Origin of the sequence: Streptomyces sp. NPDC051582, from assembly GCF_040681715.1 — a bacterium.
Classification (GTDB): domain Bacteria; phylum Actinomycetota; class Actinomycetes; order Streptomycetales; family Streptomycetaceae; genus Streptomyces.
In genome coordinates, this window is the sequence record NZ_JBFAZJ010000011.1 from 15,588 (window position 1) to 31,013 (window position 15,426).

Sequence of the window (15,426 nt, forward strand, 5' to 3'; positions counted from 1 at the left end):
GAGGATCGGGGCCTCAGCCACCGGTGGCGAACCCGGGGAACAGGGTCATGCCGCCGTCCACGTAGATCGTCGTCCCCACGACGTAGTCGAGCAGGTCGGAGGCGAGGACGGTCACGGCGTTCGCGATGTCCTCGGGGTCCCCGACGCGGCGGTACGGGATGAGCTTCAGCAGGTCCGCCTCGGCCTCGGGGGTGTCCCAGGCGCTGCGGTTGATGGGCGTGCGGATCGCACCGGGCGCGACGGCGTTCACCCGGATCCGGTGCGGGGCGAGCTCCTGCGCGAGCGTGGCCATGAGCATCTGCACGCCGCCCTTGGAGGAGGCGTAGTTGACGTGCCCGGCCCAGGGGATGATCTGGTGCACCGAGCTCATGCAAATGATCTTCCCTGCGGAGCGGGAGACCTCCGGCACGACGCCGCGGCGCAGGAACTCCTTGGTCGCCTCACGGGCGCACAGGAACTGACCGGTGAGGTTGACGTCCAGTACCTTGCTCCACTGGGCCACGGTCATGTCGGTGAACGGGGCGTCCCGCTGCAGACCGGCGTTCGCGACCATGATGTCGATGGTCCCGAACTCCTCGACCATCCGGGCCACCATGTCGACGACCTGGTCCTCCTGCGACACGTCCCCCTCGTGCGCGTAGGCGCGGACGCCGAAGCCCTCGATCTCCCGCACCACCTCTTGCGCGGCGTCCTGTCCGGCGACGTAGTTCACCACCACGTCGGCGCCGGCGCGCCCGAGGCCGATCGCGGTGGCCTTGCCGATGCCGGAGTTCGCCCCTGTCACCAGGGCCTTCTGCCCCTTGAGGACCTGAGGAACGAGGGGCGTTCGACCACGGTCACTGCTGCTGGCTTCCACTGAAACGCTCCCTGGGTGCTGACGGGGACACGAAATCCGCGCCACCACGAGAGCACCGCGGCATTGCCGCGGCCCGGTGGCACGACGGGCACTGACCCGTTGGAGTGCTCTCCCGGACCGAACGGCCCAAAGGGACCGGGAGGAAGACCGGCGCGTACGTGCCCACGGCTCGGGGGCCCGGCCGAGGTGCGATGCCCTTCCCGCGGTGATGGAATGGAAGCACCCGGCGTGCGCGAACCGAACCCCCGACCGCCACCGGCGAGGATGGCGAACATGCATCGAACGGGTGCCCAGTTCCGGCTGACCTGTGGTTCTCAGACCGTCGTCGTCGTGGAGTTGGGCGGCGCCCTGCGCCACTACTCCGTGGCCGGGCGCCCGGTCGTCGACGGTTTCGAGGCCGATGACCGGATCGAGGGCGGACGCGGACAGCTCCTCGTGCCGTGGCCCAACCGGATCGGAGACGGCCGGTACCGGTGGCAGGGCCGGGAACTACAGCTGCCGGTCAACGAGGTCGAACACGCCAACGCCATCCACGGCCTGCTGCGCTGGACCTCGTGGCAGGCGGTGGAGCAGGCGGAGGCCCGCGTGGTGCTGGCGACCACGCTCTGGCCGCAACCCGGCTACCCCTTCCACCTGGTGGCGCGGGCGGAATACGCCCTCGACCCCCACGGCCTGACGGTCGAGATCACCGCCGGGAACGTCGGCGAAACCCCCGCGCCGTACGGAGTCGGCCAGCATCCGTACCTGGCGGTGGGGCCCCGCACGGTCGACGACATGCTGCTGTCCGTGCCCGCCCGGACCCGGCTGCGCACCGACGACCGCGGCCTGCCCCTCGCCTCCGAGCCGGTGTCGGGAACGCCCTTCGACTTCGCCGCGCCGCGGCCCATCGGCCCGCAGACGCTGGACACCGCCTTCACGGACCTGCGGCGGGAGGCGGGCGGGCGGGCCGTCGTACGCCTCGCCGAGCCGTCCGGCGCGTACGGCACCGATCTGTGGCTCGGTGAGGGGGCGCAGTACGTGCAGGTGTTCACCGGGGACACCCTGCCCGAGCCGCACCGGCGCCGGAGCGTCGCCGTGGAGCCCATGAGCTGCGGCCCCGACGCCTTCCGCCGTGACCCCGCGAGCGTGCGTCTGGAACCGGGGGCCCGGCACACGCTGCGGTGGGGGCTCGCGCCCTGGCCGCGGGAGTGAGCGGCTCCTTCGCCGCGCCGAGCGGCCCTGATGGCGCCGCCCCCGGCCGCCGCCCTCAGCCGGCGTGCACGTGGGGGCGGCGGCCCCGGTCGGGCTCCGCCTCGCGGATGACCTCGCGGGTGACGGGGGCGACCTCGCCCTGTCCGAAGAGGAAGAACCTGAAGAAGTTGGCCATCGGATTGCCCTCGGTCCACTCGAAGTAGATGTGCGGCCGCTGCCCGGTCTCGTCCCGTACGTGGAGCAGCAGCGCCGCGAGCGCGTTGGGGATGCTGGAGCTCTCCAGGGTCAGGACGCGGTACCGGTCGTGCAGGACTTCTCCGCGCACGCGCATGCCCGATTCGAATTCGGACGCGTCCAGGACGGTGACCTCGACGAACATGACGTCGTCGGCGGCCGGGATGTCGTTGTCGGCGCGGATCTGCCGCACCTTGTCGCGGTACTCGGCCTTGTCGCGGCTGTCCGGCTCGTTGGCGATGAACCGGATCGTCCGGTTGGCGGTGTCGCGGATGAACCGCTGCGCCATGTCGTCGAACTCCACGTGCGTGACGCGCAGCTCGAAGACGCGGGCGAGGCGGGAGAGCAGCGAGAGGGCCATGATGCCGGCGATGAAGCAGGCACCGATCTTGACGCCGTCGGGGCGCTCGGCGACGTTGACGCCGGTGGTGTAGACGAAGACGGCGGAGATGATCCCGAAGCCGATGGTCCAGCCGCGCTCCCCGGCCCGGCGGGCCGCGATGGTCACGGCGACGGCCGCCGAGGTGATCAGGACGAGCACACCGGTGGCGTACGCGCCGCCCTGGGCGTCGACGTCGGCGTCGAAGAGCCAGGTCACCAGGAAGGCGATCAGGGTGAAGACGATGACCATCGGGCGCAGGGCGCGGGCCCAGTGCGGGGCCATGCCGTAGCGGGGCAGGTAGCGGGGCATCAGGTTGAGCAGGCCCGCCATCGCCGAGGAGCCCGCGAACCAGAGGATGAGGATGGTCGAGACGTCGTAGACGGTGCCGAAGGCGGAGCCGAGGTACTCGTGGGCGAGGTAGGCCAGGGCGCGGCCGTTGGCCTCGCCGCCCGCCTTGAACTGATCGGCGGGGATCAGCAGGGTGGTGACGAAGCTGCTGGTGATGAGGAAGACGCTCATGATCACGGCGGCCGTGGTCAGCAGCTTCTTCGTGCCCCGGATCCGTCCCGCCGGCTTCTCCTGCGTGTCGTCCGGGGAGCCCTGGACGTGCGGCATGACGGCGACGCCGGTCTCGAAGCCGGACAGGCCGAGCGCGAGCTTGGGGAAGACCACGAGCGCGATGGCGATCATCATGAACACGTTGCCGTGTTCGGCGGTCAGGGCCTGCATCCAGTCCCCGATGACGTGCGGCTCGCTGATGACCTGCCACAGCCCGACCCCGATGACGACGACGTTCAGCGCGAGGTACGTGAAGACCAGGACGACGGCCACCCCGATGGCCTCGCTGAACCCCTTGAGGAACACGCCGCCCAGCAGGGCGATCAGGATCAGGGTGATCAGCACTTGGTGGCCGTTGAGCGTGCTGGTCAGGTGCGGGTTCTCCACGAGGTGGGCGGTCGCGTCGGCCGCCGACAGGGTGATCGTGATCAGGAAGTCGGTCGCGGCGAATCCCAGCAGGGTCAGGACGAACAGCTTGCCCTTCCAGAAGGACAGCAGCCGCTCCAGCATCGCGATGGAGCCCTCGCCGTGCGGGCTCTCCTCCGAGACCCGGCGGTAGACCGGCAGCGCGCCCAGCAGGGTGAGCACCACGAGCACGATCGTCGCCAGCGGGGACAGCAGGCCGGCCGCGAGCGCGGCGATGCCCGGCTGGTAGCCGAGGGTGGAGAAGTAGTCGAGGCCGGTCAGGCACATCACCCGCCACCACGGCCGCCCGTGGTCGGCGGCCGCGGCCGTTCCGCCCGCGCCGGGCTCCTCCTGGGGCCCGTGGCCCGACCGGTGTCTCGTCTGGTCGGTCAGGCCTTCCAGGAGCCATGCCCTGAGGCGGCTCTGCTGGGCGGGGGTGGCCATCGCGGGTGCTCCTTCGTACGGCTTGGATCCGGCCATCGGTGCGACGGCCGGGCAAGCGTACGGAATTCGATCATTCGTGCACGCGCGCGATCTCATCCTGACGGGGCCCCGACGGCGCCGCCCGAGGGACTGCTCCGGTTGGACGGAGGTGCGCGCTCTACCCCGACCCCGCCTCCCACCTGCGCAGACGTACGGCACCGAGGGCCGGTGCCCCGGACGGCCGGACCCGCCGGCCCCGACCCGTCTTGACGGCCCCTTAACGGTTCCCTAGCGCTACCTTGACGGCCGGTTTCCGGGCAATCGGACGGCGCGGCAACCGTGAATCGATCGAATGTTCGAGTGGCGCGATATGATGGGTCCGTGAGCACGATCCCCGGCCTCCAGGGCTCCCTCTTCGATCAGGGCGACGAGATCCGCCTCGGCCCGCTCTCGGGGCTGCGCCGCACCGCGCTCGGAGCGGGCGCCTGGGTCGAGCACCTGCCCGGCTGGCTCTCGGGCGCCGACACGCTGTTCGAGCGCCTCGCCGAGGACGTGCCGTGGCGGGCCGAGCGGCGCCGGATGTACGAGCGCGAGGTGGACGTACCCCGCCTGCTCGCCTTCTACGACGAGGCCGAGCCCCTGCCGCACCCGGTGCTGGTCGAGGCCCGCGCCGCGCTGACCCGGCACTACGCCGCAGAGTTGGGGGAGCCCTTCACCACCGCGGGACTGTGCCTCTACCGCGACGGCCGCGACAGCGTCGCCTGGCACGGGGACCGCATCGGCCGGTCCGCCACCGAGGACACGATGGTGGCGATCCTCTCGGTCGGCGACCCCCGCGATCTCGTACTGCGTCCCCGTGACGGCGGCCCCACCCTGCTGCGCCTGCCCCTGGGCCACGGCGACCTGGTCGTGATGGGCGGCTCCTGCCAGCGCACGATGGAGCACGCGATCCCCAAGTCCCGCAGCGCCGTCGGCCCGCGCATCAGCATCCAGTACCGCCCCCGCGGCGTCCGCTGAGCGCGGGGCGCCCCGCAGCGGCCGTAGGCGCTTCAGTAGCCGTAGACGCTCAGCTCGGTGATGGACGCGAAGACGTGCTCCCAGACCGCGGCGCCGGGCTCTTCGGGGTCGCCGGACCCCAGGACGCCCGGCTCCAGCCCGCCCACCTCCCGGAGGAAGGAGCTGTGGCCGCTCTCCTGCGGGTACGGGTCCCAGCACGCCCCCATGAACCGCCGCACGGCCTCCAGGAGGCGTACGAACGTCTCCGTGTCCCGGGCGAAGGGGAACGGCTCCTCGCCGTTGCGGGCCAGTGACACCGCGCCGGTCTCCGGGTGGAGGAGCACACGGCCCTCGTCGGCGTAGCCCAGCTCGAACGTCCCCAGGTGCAGCAGCCCGCCGGAGCCGGCTCCGGGCTCCGCCCGCGCGGGCCCGCCCTCGCTCCAGGCGAGCGCGAACGAGGTCACGCCCGCAGCCCAGTGACGGGGCAGGCCCACCGTGCTGAGCAGCTCGCGGGTCGGCGGGTGGGTCAGCTCCGCGGGCAGCCGTGCCCGCGGCACGCGGACCGTGCGGTCGGCGCCGAACACCGCCTCCACGCGGGCCGCGTCCAGCGGGAGGCCGCCGGGACCCGGACCCGCGAACCACGGGTCGTTCCCGCCCTCGTCCCACGAGGAGGTGTCGGCGCCGCCCGTGGGCCAACCGGCCTCCGCCACCGCCCCGTTGCGCTCGACCACCACGATCCCGCGGGCCTCGGTGAGCAGGAAGCGGCCCCCGCCGAGGGGCTCGGGCTCCTCCCACGTGCCCGGGCAGTGCAGGGCCCAGGCCTCCTCGTCCGGGTCGAAGAGGTACGGCTCCTCCTGCGCCGGCTCCGCCGTGCGCCGGGTGAACTCCCCGGCGGCGGGCGCCGGGCGGGGCTCGCCGGTCGCCAGGTCGAACCAGCGCTCCTCGGTCCACAGCGACCAGACCTTGAGCAGGCTCCGGCCGTCCGGCCCGTCGAAGACGCCGGCCGAGGCGTCCCCGCTGAGGTTCGGCTCGGCCCGGAAGGCACCGACCGGCCGCCACCAGGCCCAGACGGTCCGCCACGGCATGCCCGGTTCGGCCGCGGCGATCCGCTCCGCGTACGCATCGTGCCCGAGCACTTTCGCGGCGAAGTGCAGCCAGGAGCCGAACTCCGCCCGCGACACCTCGGCGCAGCCGAAGACGGCCTGCGCCTGCGTGAAGACCTCACGGCCGACGCCGCCGCCGTCCGCGGGGCCGGGCCACTCCCGTATCCGGGCGGCTCCGGCCTCCAGCAGGGCGGCGGGGGAGGAGAAGGGGGCGTCACGTTCTTCGCAGGGCATGCCGACCATGGTGCCCCAGGCCACTGACAGTCCCCGGTCCAGGGGGTGTTGGGGCGGCGCGGCGCCCTGCCGCTAGGCCGGGTCCGGCTCCTTGGCCGAGGCGGGCTCCGGAGCCTTCACCGCGCCCGGCTGCCGCACCGCCGCGGCCGCCGCGTGCAGCGAGCGCAGCGCCAGCAGCAGCACGCCGATGTCGTCGAGGTACACCGGGTCCGGGATCAGGTCCACCGGAGAGACGGTGTAGATCACCGCGACCCAGAACAGGGCCTTGTCGCGCAGCGGGATCCCGGCGTCGAGCAGGAGCCGCCGGGCGGCGAAGACCCGTACGAGGAGCACGCCGGCCACGATCGCCAGCCCGAGGGCGACGACCGCCGCGATCGTCAGCCAGACCGTCCAGTCCATGTCACCCCTATACCCCGTTCGGACCCGTTGAGCGGTCCACGCTATCCACCGTGCTCGCGCAGCCGGCGGCTCACCTCGCCCAGCCCGTCCGCGAGCGCTTCGAGCTGCGCGGGCGTGAGCACGTCGATCAGCGCCTCCCGGACCATGGCCACGTGCCCCGGCGCGGCCTCCTCCAGGCGGGCCCGGCCGGCGTCCGTGAGGACGGCGAAGACCCCGCGCACGTCGGAGGGACAGCTGCGGCGGCGGACCAGGCCCGCCTTCTCCAGCTGGGTGACCTGGTAGGTCAGTCCGCTCTTCGAATTGATCAGGCCATTGGCCAGTTCCGTCATCCGCAGCTCGCCGTCCGCGGCCGCGGAGAGCCGTACGAGTATCTCGTACTGCGGGTGCGAGAGGCCGGAGTCGTCCTTGAGCTGCTGGTCGAGGCGGCGGTTCACCAGGGCGGAGGCGGCCAGGAAGCCGCTCCAGGCGCGCATCTCGCGCTCGTCCAGCCATCTCGTTTCAGCCATGGGCCCAGCCTACACGGGTTGTTCCAATTTGAATCACTCGTTAGGGTCGGGGCTGGCGGTTCGAATTTGAACAACCTGTGCACCATCCTGCTCCACCGCAACTCCGTCCCCGCCCGGACCGCCCGACCGGAAGGATCCCCCCCCATGACCAGCCCCTCCGTCACCACGACGAAGCCGCAGGCCGCAGCCGTACCGGCCGTCCCGCTCGCCTTCTCCACCCCCGCCCACGACGCCGGCCTGCTCCTCCTGCGCGTCGTCCTCGGACTCACCATGGCCGGCCACGGCACCCAGAAGCTCTTCGGCTGGTTCGGCGGCGGCGGCCTCAGCGGCACCGGCCAGTTCTTCACCGCCAGCGGCTACCCCGCGGGCGACGCCATGGCCGTGGTCGCCGGCCTGACCGAGACCCTCGGCGGCCTCGGCCTCGCCCTCGGACTGCTCACCCCGCTCGCCGGGGCCGCCGTCGTCGGCACCATGATCAACGCGATCGCCGTCCACGGCGCCGGCGCGTTCTTTGCCCCGAAGGGCATCGAGTACGAGCTGCTCCTGACCGTCGCCGCGGCCGCCGTGGCGCTGACCGGCCCCGGCAAGTACGCCGCCGACCGTTTCCTGCCCGTCGTGCGCGGCCACCGCCTGGCCCACGGCCTCCTCGCCGTCGCCCTCGCCGTGGTCGTCGCGGGCGGGCTGCTCCTCGTACGCAACTGATCCTCGCGCACGGATCCTCGCGCACGGATCGTGCGCCCGAGGGTGCCCGGGTCCCGGATTGATTGGGCCCGGGCATTCGCGGGAACAGCGCACAAATGACACAACCCATCGAAGACTACGCACTCATCGGCGACCTCATGACCAGCGGGCTCGTCGGCCGCGACGGGTCCCTCGACTGGCTGTGCCTGCCGCGTTTCGACTCGCCCGCCTGCTTCGCCGCCCTCCTCGGTGACAAGGAGAACGGCCACTGGCGCATTTCCCCCGCCGGGGCCCCCGATGACGAACAGTGCACCCGCCGCGCCTACGTCGACGGCTCGCTGGTCCTGGAGTCGTACTGGGAGACGCCCGAAGGCGGCTCGTTCAAGGTCGTCGACTTCATGCCGCAGCGCGACGACGCCCCCGACGTGATGCGCATCGTCGAGGGCCTGAGCGGCGAGGTCACCGTACGCAGCGTGCTGCGCCTGCGGTTCGACTACGGGAACGTCGTCCCGTGGGTCCGGCGCGTGGACGGTGAGCGGGTCGCCGTCGCCGGGCCCGACTCCGCGTGGTTCCGCAGCGAACCGGCCGTGCCCACCTGGGGCGAGGCCAACAGCACCTGCTCGGAGTTCAGCCTCGCCGCCGGCGAACGGGTCGCCTTCGTCCTCACCTGGCACGCCTCGCACGAACCGCGCCCCGAGCGCTGCGACCCGTACGAGGCACTGCGCACCAGCCTGGCCGACTGGCGGGACTGGTCGGCCCAGTGCACCTACGAGGGCCCGTACGAGGAGGCCGTCACCCGCTCCCTGATCACCCTCAAGGCCCTCACCTACGCCCCGACCGGCGGCATCGCGGCCGCCGCCACGACCTCCCTGCCCGAGGAGATCGGCGGCGTCCGCAACTGGGACTACCGGTACTGCTGGCTGCGCGATGCCACCCTGACCCTCGGCTCCCTCCTGGAGACCGGATTCCTGGACGAGGCCCGCGCCTGGCGGGCCTGGCTGCTGCGCGCGATCGCCGGCGACCCGGCCGACCTCCAGATCATGTACGGCATCGGCGGCGAGCGACGGATCCCCGAATTCGACCTGCCGTGGCTGCGCGGCTACGCCTCCTCCGCCCCGGTCCGGGTCGGCAACGCCGCCGTGGACCAGCTCCAGCTCGACGTCTACGGGGAGGTCCTCGACTCCCTCTACCTGGCCAGGTCCAACGGCCTGCCCGGGGAGCGGCACGCCTGGCGGATCCAGCTCGCGCTCCTGGACTTCCTGGAGCGCAACTGGCGGCGGCCGGACGAGGGCCTGTGGGAGGTGCGCGGTCCACGCCGGCACTTCGTGCACTCCAAGGTCATGGCCTGGGTCGCCGCGGACCGGGCCGTCCGCACGATGGAGAGCGACCCCTCGCTGCTGGGAGACGTCGACCGGTGGCGGACCATGCGGGACGAGGTCCACCGCGACGTGATCGAGAACGGCTTCGACCCGGTACGCGGCACCTTCACGCAGTACTACGGCTCCCGCGAGCTCGACGCGGCCACGCTGCTCATCCCGCGGGTCGGGTTCCTGCCGCCCGACGACCCGCGCGTGATCGGCACGGTGGACGCGGTCCGGGCCGAGCTGGGCAGCAGCGGCCTGGTCCGCCGCTACAGCACCGAAGGGCCGTCCGTCGACGGGCTGCCCGGCGGCGAAGGGGCCTTCCTGGCCTGCTCGTTCTGGCTCGCCGACGCGCTGCACATGACCGGGCGGGACAAGGAGGCGCGGGAACTGTTCGAGCGGCTGCTGGCCGTCCGCAACGACGTGGGGCTGCTCGCCGAGGAGTACGACCCGGTGGCCGGCCGCCAACTCGGAAATTTCCCGCAGGCGTTCAGCCACGTCGGTCTGGTGAACACGGCCATCACCCTGGGCCGCCCCACCGGCCCCCCCGCCGGCTGACCACCCGCCGCGGGCGCAGGGGTCGGGCGCGGCGGCCTGTCGCGAGCACGCGGCGGACGCGCCCTTCGGCGAGGCCGTCATCACGAGGGGCGGGGCCCACGGGAACCGAACCCGTACCGCCCCGCCCCTCGCGCGCGGGAGCGGATCAGACGAGGGCGGGCTCGTCGTCCTCGGGGATGCTGACCAGCCAGCGGGTGTCCTGGCGGGGCCGCAGGTACAGCGCCCAGTACAGCGTGGCCACGGCCACGATCCCGCCGGTCCACAGCAGGTACTGGGTCTCCTGCTGCGTCAGGATGTACGCCAGTACGGCGATCAGCGCGATCGGCACGGCCGGCCACAGCGGCATCCGCCAGGCGGCCACCTCGCGGTGCGCCCCGCGCCGGGCGAACAGCGCGGCCACCGCGACCAGCAGGTACATGCCGGTCACCGAGACGCCGGTGACGCCGTACAGGGTGTCGAGGTTGACGAAGCACAGGGCCGCGCCAGGGACGCCGACGAGGAGCGTGGCCACCCAGGGGGAGCCGAAGCGGCCCAGCTTGGACAGCGCGTGGTTGACCGGCTCCGGCCAGGCCTTGTCGCGGGCGGAGGCGAAGAGCACGCGCGAGTTCTGGATCACCATGACGATGCCCGCGTTGATGATGGCGAGGGCGACGCAGAGGCTGACGAAGGTGCCGACGGCCGAGTTGGACCAGGCGGTGACCATCCCGCCCAGGTCGCCCTCGGTCAGCGCCGAGAGGTCGGGGGCGCCGACGGTGATGGCGATGACCGGGATCAGGATGACGGCAGTGGAGATGGCGAGGGTCGCGAGCACCGTACGGGCGACGTTGCGCCGCGGGTTCTCCAGCTCCTCCGACAGGTAGACGGCGGTCGAGAAGCCCTGGGTGATGAACAGGGCGATGGCGAGCCCGGAGACCACCATCATCGCGGTCACCGTGGACGTGCCGCCGCCCTCGGCGGCGACCGTGCCGTGCACCAGCGCGTCGGCGCCGCGCTCGCTGTGCGCGAAGCCCAGTACGGCCACCAGCGCGGCCGCGACGACCTCCAGCACCAGGAAGATGCCGGTGATCCAGGCGTTGGCGCGCAGGTCGAGGAGGCCGGCGAGGGTGGCCAGCAGCATCACGCCGCCGCCCGCGACCGGGGCCGGTATGTGCACGATCGGCGCGAGGTAGTCGGCCGTGCCCATGGCGATCACCGGCGGCACGATCATCACGACCAGCAGGGACAGGACGAACACCAGCCAGCCGGCCAGCCGGCCCGACATGGTCGACACCATCGCGTACTCGCCGCCGGCGCTGGGAATGAGGGTTCCGAGCTCCGAGTAGCAGAACGCGACGCCGATGCAGAGCAGCGACCCGATGGCGATCGTGAGGGCGGTCCACGTGCCGAGGCTGGAGAACAGGTCGGGCACGACGACGAACAGGGTCGAAGCGGGCGTCACGCACGAGAGCGTCAGCAGTGTGCCGCCGACGACGCCGATGGAACGCTTGAGCTTCTGGGGGACGGGCCCGGTGGCGGGGGCGAGGGCCTGAGGGGCGCTGATCGTTTCAGACATCGGTGCGGGGTTCCGATCGGCTGGTGCGGTGAACTGAGGTGCGGGAGCGGTATCGCCTCCGAGGCGGTGGTCAGCAAGGTGGTTCGGTGGCTCCCGGGCCGATATCGAATCCCTGCGGGATTCGCAGGTCAAGAGCAGTTCTGCTGCGGATTCCATCGTCCGCCGCCGCGGCGGCGGCCCACAGCGGCGTTAAGACCGCGTAAACGCTGCACGGAATGCGGGTGCGGGAACCGCAGCGGAGCGCGGGCAAATTTTCTTCCGCTTTGCCGACATGTGCCCGCGGCGACACCGGCTGCCCACGGAGTGGGCACTCCGGGCGGGGCCTCAGGTCCTCGCGTCGGCCCGCTCGCCGGTGCGCGAGGCCAGCAGCAGGGCGATGTCGTCCGGCCGGTCCGCGCAGTCCCCGGACCCGCCGATCAGCCGGTCGGCCGTCTCGGTCAGCGGAGAGGGCCGGGCCGCGGCCAGCGCCGCCCGCAGCCGCTCCACCCCGAGGTCGATGTCCTCCCCGGCCTGCTCGACCAGCCCGTCCGTGTACAGGGCGAGCACCGAGCCCGGTGCCAGCCGCAGGTCCGTCACCGGATACGTGGCGCCGGGGTCGATGCCGAGCACCACTCCGCCCGGCAGGTCCAGCACCTCGGCCCGCCCGTCCGCGTGCCGCAGCAGGGGCTGCGGATGCCCGGCCCGGACGGCCCGGGCCCGGCCCGACACCGGGTCGAGCAGCACGTAGCAGCAACTGGCGAACTGACCGGGATCCAGGCCGATCAGCAGCCGGTTGGTGCCCGCCATCACCTGCTCCGGCGCACCGCCGCCGAGCGTGAAGGCCCGTACCGCGCTGCGCAGCTGGCCCATCGTCGCGGCGGCCGCCACCCCGTGGCCCTGGACGTCCCCGATCACCAGCGCGAGCAGGCCGTCGCTCGTCTCGACCACGTCGTACCAGTCGCCGCCCACGTCCATGCCCTGGGTGCCCGGCAGGTACCGGCCCACCGTCTCCACGTTCTCGCGCACCGGCAGCCGGTGCGGCAGCAGCGCCGCCTGCAGCCCGCGGGCGAGCGCGGCCTCGGTGTCGTAGCGCTGTGCCCGCTCCAGCGCCTGCGCGATCAGCCCGGCCAGCGCCGTCAGTACCGTGCGCTCCTCGGGGCTGAACCCGCGCGGCGCGTCGAAGCCGAGGATGCAGGAGCCCACCGGCCGGCCCGAGGCGATCAGCGGCAGGAAGGCGCGGGCCCCGACGTGGGCGTCCAGCGGGATCCCCGGATAGGCCTTGGCCAGGTGCTCCATCGACTCGAAGAACATCGGCCGGCCGGTGGTCAGCGTCTCCACGCCCGGCAGCCGCACGTCGAGCGCGACCCCGTCGAACCGGTCGAGGAAGCCCTGGGGGAACCCCGTCTCCCACGCCAGGTGCAGGTGCCGCTCGTTGAGCAGGTAGATCGCCAGCTGGCGGCCGCCGAAGGCGGGGAGCAGCTCCTGCGTGACCACCGCGGACACCTGGCGGGCCGTGACCGCCTCGGTCAGCGCGATCGCCAGGGACACCGGCCGGTACAGCGCCGAGGCGCGGTCGGCCGGCGAGCCGAGCCCGGCCTCCGACCGCGCCACCGTCCCCGGCGCGTAGCCGGGCGGTTCGGCGGCGCCGATCGTCACGGTCACCCCGTCCGCGCCCGGGTACAGCTCCACCTCCACCCAGCCGGCGTCCGGCTGCCGGCCGAGGCGGGCCGGGAAGCGCACCGGCTCCCCGGCCATGAACGCCCCGCGGAAGTGGTCCTCGTACGCGGGCTGCCCGAGCCAGGGCACGGCCTGCCACAGCACCCGCCCGCGCAGCTCCGGCGCGTCCAGGCCCAGCAGAGCGGCGGCGGCGCGGTTGACGTAGCGGATCCTGCCCGCGCGGTCCACGGAGAGGAGCGCGAGGGTGAGCCGCTCCACGGCCTCGCGGGCGCCCTGCGCGGTGTCCGGCGGCGGTACCCCCACCGGATCGCCCGTCCAGGACACCGGCTCCCCGGCCACGGCCAGCGCGGCGAGCTCCTCGGCCAGCCCGTCCGCGGCGCTGCGCAGCCGCTCCCGGTCGGCCGCGTCGACCGAGGCCCCGGGCGTGGCGGGTCGCAGCACGAACAGCACGCCGAACCGCTCCGCCCCGGCCATGACCGGCTCGTAGAACGACCCGAAGGGGAACGGGAGCCCCGCCATCAGCTGCGGGAAGCGCCGCATGGCCACCTCCGCGTCCGGCAGGTGCACCGACTGTCCGGAGCGGAAGGCCTCGGCGACCGGGTACGGGCGGTTCACGTGCATCCGCCACCAGGGCCGGAACAGTCGTCCGGGCAGTCCCGAGACCACGGCCAGCAGCAAGGGGCCCTCGGCTCCCGAGCGCAGGTAGATTCCGCCCGCGAACCCGCCGACGGCCTGCACCGCACCGACGCAGGTCCGCGCGAGCACCCGGGCCGTGGCGTCGGCGGCGGGGCCGCTGTCCGGTCTCGCCGTCACACAGTCAGCATGCGCCCCCGACGCCGGACGCTGCATCCCGGGCTCCGGCGGCCTTCCGGTAGCCGGCCACCACCGCGAGCGCCGCCAGCAGCAGCACCGAGGCCACCGTGCGCAGCGCGACCCCCATCGCGTCCGTGAAGGCGCCGATCTGCGCCGCGTCCCGCGGATCGCCGTGGAACCGGGAGGCCAGCACCGTGCCGACCACCGCCACTCCCAGCGCGGCGCCGATCTCCCGGGCCGCGGTGTTCAGCCCCGAGCCCAGCCCGGCCTGGTGCGCGGGCAGCTCGGCGACCACGGTCAGGGTCAGCGAGGGCGCGCACAGGCCGGTGCCGACCGACAGCACGAGCAGGTAGCAGGCGTACAGGGCGTACGGGGTGCCCGCGTCGACGGTGGAGACCAGCAGCAGCCCGGCCCCGATCAGGCCCAGCCCGGCGCCGACCGGCAGCCGCGGGCCCGTCCGGTCCGCCAGCCGGGCCCCCAGCTTCGGCACGAGCGCCATGCCGACGGTCAGCGGGACGATCGCCAGACCGGTGAGCGCGGGCGAGAAGCCCTTCGCGTACTGGAGGTACTGGGCGTTGACGAAGAAGAGGGAGAAGAGCCCGAAGAAGGCGGCGCCGATGCCCAGCGAGCCGGCCCGCAGCCTGCGCGAGGCGAAGATGCGCGGGTCCAGCAACGGGCGGGCGGCGCGCAGCGCGTAGCCGGTGAAGGCCGCGAGCAGCCCGGCGCCGGCGGCGAAGGCGATCAGCACCGCCGCGGAGCTCCAGCCGTACGAGGGCCCCTCGATGATCCCGTACACGACCGCGAGCAGCGCCCCGGCGAGCAGCAGCGCCCCCACGGGGTCGACGGAGGCGTCGGAGCGGGCCGGGGTGCGGGGGACCGTACGGGCGACGGCGAGCGCGAGCAGCGCGCCGAGCGGGACGACGGCCCAGAACAGGGCCCGCCAGGTCAGGAACTCCCCGACCAGGCCGCCCCCGACGTTGCCCGCCAGGCCCCCGAGGCCGGCGGACAGCGTCCAGGTGGCCAGGGCCTGGCCGCGGCGCTCGGGCGGGGTGAGGTGGATCAGCACGGACATGGTGGCGGGCATGATCAGGGCCGCTCCGGCCCCGCACAGCCCGCGCCCGGCGATGAGGACCGCCGGGGCCGTGGCGAGCGCGCTGAGCGCACCGCCCGCGGCGAACAGCCCGAGCCCGGCCAGCAGGGCGCCCTTGCGGCCGTACCGGTCGCCGAGGGCCCCGGCCGGGATCAGCAGCGCGGCGAAGACGATGACGTAGGCGTCGACCGCCCAGACCAGCTGGCCGGCGGTCGGGTGCAGGGTGGAGGCGGCGAGCTGCGGGATGAGCAGGTTGATCGCGGCGACCATGGCCTGTGCGACGAGCACGCAGGCGCACAGGACGAGCAGCGCCGGCCGGGTGAGGGCGGTGGGCGCCGGGGCGGACGCGGCGGTGTCGGGATCGCGGGCATCGCGCTTGAGGGCATGGCGGAGCACGGCTCCTCCTCGGAGTCGGTGAAAGGGGTGTC

12 protein-coding genes are annotated in these 15,426 nt (G+C 73.2%); 4 read left to right on the plus strand and 8 right to left on the minus strand.

The window, feature by feature from the left end:
- Positions 1 to 13: 13 nt before the first annotated feature.
- A complete protein-coding gene (locus tag AB0M92_RS16205; protein WP_366102783.1) occupies positions 14 to 856 on the minus strand; it encodes an SDR family oxidoreductase in 843 nt (280 codons plus the stop codon).
- A 273-nt stretch (positions 857 to 1,129) separates the two neighbouring features.
- On the opposite strand from AB0M92_RS16205, the gene AB0M92_RS16210 reads away from it, so the two are divergent.
- A complete protein-coding gene (locus AB0M92_RS16210) occupies positions 1,130 to 2,047 on the plus strand; it encodes an aldose 1-epimerase family protein (protein WP_366102784.1) in 918 nt (305 codons plus the stop codon).
- A gap of 55 nt (positions 2,048 to 2,102) precedes the next feature.
- On the opposite strand, the gene AB0M92_RS16215 is transcribed toward AB0M92_RS16210, so the two are convergent.
- Complete coding sequence (locus AB0M92_RS16215; protein WP_366102785.1) at positions 2,103 to 4,070, minus strand: amino acid transporter; 1,968 nt, start codon at positions 4,068 to 4,070, stop codon at positions 2,103 to 2,105.
- A 360-nt stretch (positions 4,071 to 4,430) separates the two neighbouring features.
- On the opposite strand from AB0M92_RS16215, the gene AB0M92_RS16220 reads away from it, so the two are divergent.
- On the plus strand, positions 4,431 to 5,066 hold the full coding sequence (locus AB0M92_RS16220) for an alpha-ketoglutarate-dependent dioxygenase AlkB (RefSeq protein ID WP_366102786.1): 636 nt from the start codon (positions 4,431 to 4,433) through the stop codon (positions 5,064 to 5,066).
- A 32-nt stretch (positions 5,067 to 5,098) separates the two neighbouring features.
- Here the strand turns inward: AB0M92_RS16220 and AB0M92_RS16225 are convergent, their stop codons facing one another.
- From AB0M92_RS16225 to AB0M92_RS16235, 3 genes are all read right to left on the minus strand, one after another.
- Positions 5,099 to 6,382, minus strand: coding sequence for an SUKH-4 family immunity protein (locus AB0M92_RS16225; protein WP_366102787.1), 1,284 nt, complete (start codon positions 6,380 to 6,382; stop codon positions 5,099 to 5,101).
- Between the two features lie 72 nt (positions 6,383 to 6,454).
- Positions 6,455 to 6,781, minus strand: coding sequence for a YkvA family protein (locus AB0M92_RS16230; RefSeq protein ID WP_366102788.1), 327 nt, complete (start codon positions 6,779 to 6,781; stop codon positions 6,455 to 6,457).
- 41 nt (positions 6,782 to 6,822) lie between these two features.
- Positions 6,823 to 7,287, minus strand: coding sequence for a MarR family transcriptional regulator (locus tag AB0M92_RS16235; protein WP_366102789.1), 465 nt, complete (start codon positions 7,285 to 7,287; stop codon positions 6,823 to 6,825).
- A 144-nt stretch (positions 7,288 to 7,431) separates the two neighbouring features.
- Between AB0M92_RS16235 and AB0M92_RS16240 the strand changes: the two genes are divergently transcribed.
- Together AB0M92_RS16240 and AB0M92_RS16245 are read left to right on the plus strand one after the other, a co-directional pair.
- On the plus strand, positions 7,432 to 7,989 hold the full coding sequence (locus AB0M92_RS16240) for a DoxX family membrane protein (RefSeq protein WP_366102790.1): 558 nt from the start codon (positions 7,432 to 7,434) through the stop codon (positions 7,987 to 7,989).
- 95 nt (positions 7,990 to 8,084) lie between these two features.
- A complete protein-coding gene (locus AB0M92_RS16245) occupies positions 8,085 to 9,887 on the plus strand; it encodes a glycoside hydrolase family 15 protein (RefSeq protein ID WP_366102791.1) in 1,803 nt (600 codons plus the stop codon).
- A 145-nt stretch (positions 9,888 to 10,032) separates the two neighbouring features.
- Here AB0M92_RS16245 and AB0M92_RS16250 read toward each other — a convergent pair whose 3' ends face one another.
- The 3 genes from AB0M92_RS16250 to AB0M92_RS16260 all read right to left on the minus strand — a co-directional run bounded on the left by AB0M92_RS16250 (position 10,033) and on the right by AB0M92_RS16260 (position 15,307).
- Entirely contained in the window at positions 10,033 to 11,439 is a 1,407-nt protein-coding gene (locus tag AB0M92_RS16250; protein ID WP_366102792.1) for an APC family permease, read from the minus strand.
- A gap of 324 nt (positions 11,440 to 11,763) precedes the next feature.
- Positions 11,764 to 13,944, minus strand: coding sequence for a SpoIIE family protein phosphatase (locus AB0M92_RS16255; RefSeq protein ID WP_366102793.1), 2,181 nt, complete (start codon positions 13,942 to 13,944; stop codon positions 11,764 to 11,766).
- On the minus strand, positions 13,913 to 15,307 hold the full coding sequence (locus AB0M92_RS16260; RefSeq protein ID WP_366102967.1) for an MFS transporter: 1,395 nt from the start codon (positions 15,305 to 15,307) through the stop codon (positions 13,913 to 13,915). The genes AB0M92_RS16255 and AB0M92_RS16260 overlap by 32 nt, the downstream gene beginning before the upstream one ends.
- Between the last annotated feature and the right edge of the window lie 119 nt (positions 15,308 to 15,426).

Excerpts from the sequence above, each read along its gene's own strand:
- AB0M92_RS16210 (WP_366102784.1), top strand. The coding sequence starts at position 1,130 with ATGCATCGAACGGGTGCCCAGTTCCGGCTGACCTGTGGTTCTCAGACC.
- AB0M92_RS16215 (WP_366102785.1), bottom strand. The coding sequence starts at position 4,070 with ATGGCCACCCCCGCCCAGCAGAGCCGCCTCAGGGCATGGCTCCTGGAA.
- AB0M92_RS16225 (WP_366102787.1), bottom strand. The coding sequence starts at position 6,382 with ATGCCCTGCGAAGAACGTGACGCCCCCTTCTCCTCCCCCGCCGCCCTG.
- AB0M92_RS16230 (WP_366102788.1), bottom strand. The coding sequence starts at position 6,781 with ATGGACTGGACGGTCTGGCTGACGATCGCGGCGGTCGTCGCCCTCGGG.
- AB0M92_RS16235 (WP_366102789.1), bottom strand. The coding sequence starts at position 7,287 with ATGGCTGAAACGAGATGGCTGGACGAGCGCGAGATGCGCGCCTGGAGC.
- AB0M92_RS16240 (WP_366102790.1), top strand. The coding sequence starts at position 7,432 with ATGACCAGCCCCTCCGTCACCACGACGAAGCCGCAGGCCGCAGCCGTA.
- AB0M92_RS16245 (WP_366102791.1), top strand. The coding sequence starts at position 8,085 with ATGACACAACCCATCGAAGACTACGCACTCATCGGCGACCTCATGACC.
- AB0M92_RS16250 (WP_366102792.1), bottom strand. The coding sequence starts at position 11,439 with ATGTCTGAAACGATCAGCGCCCCTCAGGCCCTCGCCCCCGCCACCGGG.
- AB0M92_RS16255 (WP_366102793.1), bottom strand. The coding sequence starts at position 13,944 with ATGCAGCGTCCGGCGTCGGGGGCGCATGCTGACTGTGTGACGGCGAGA.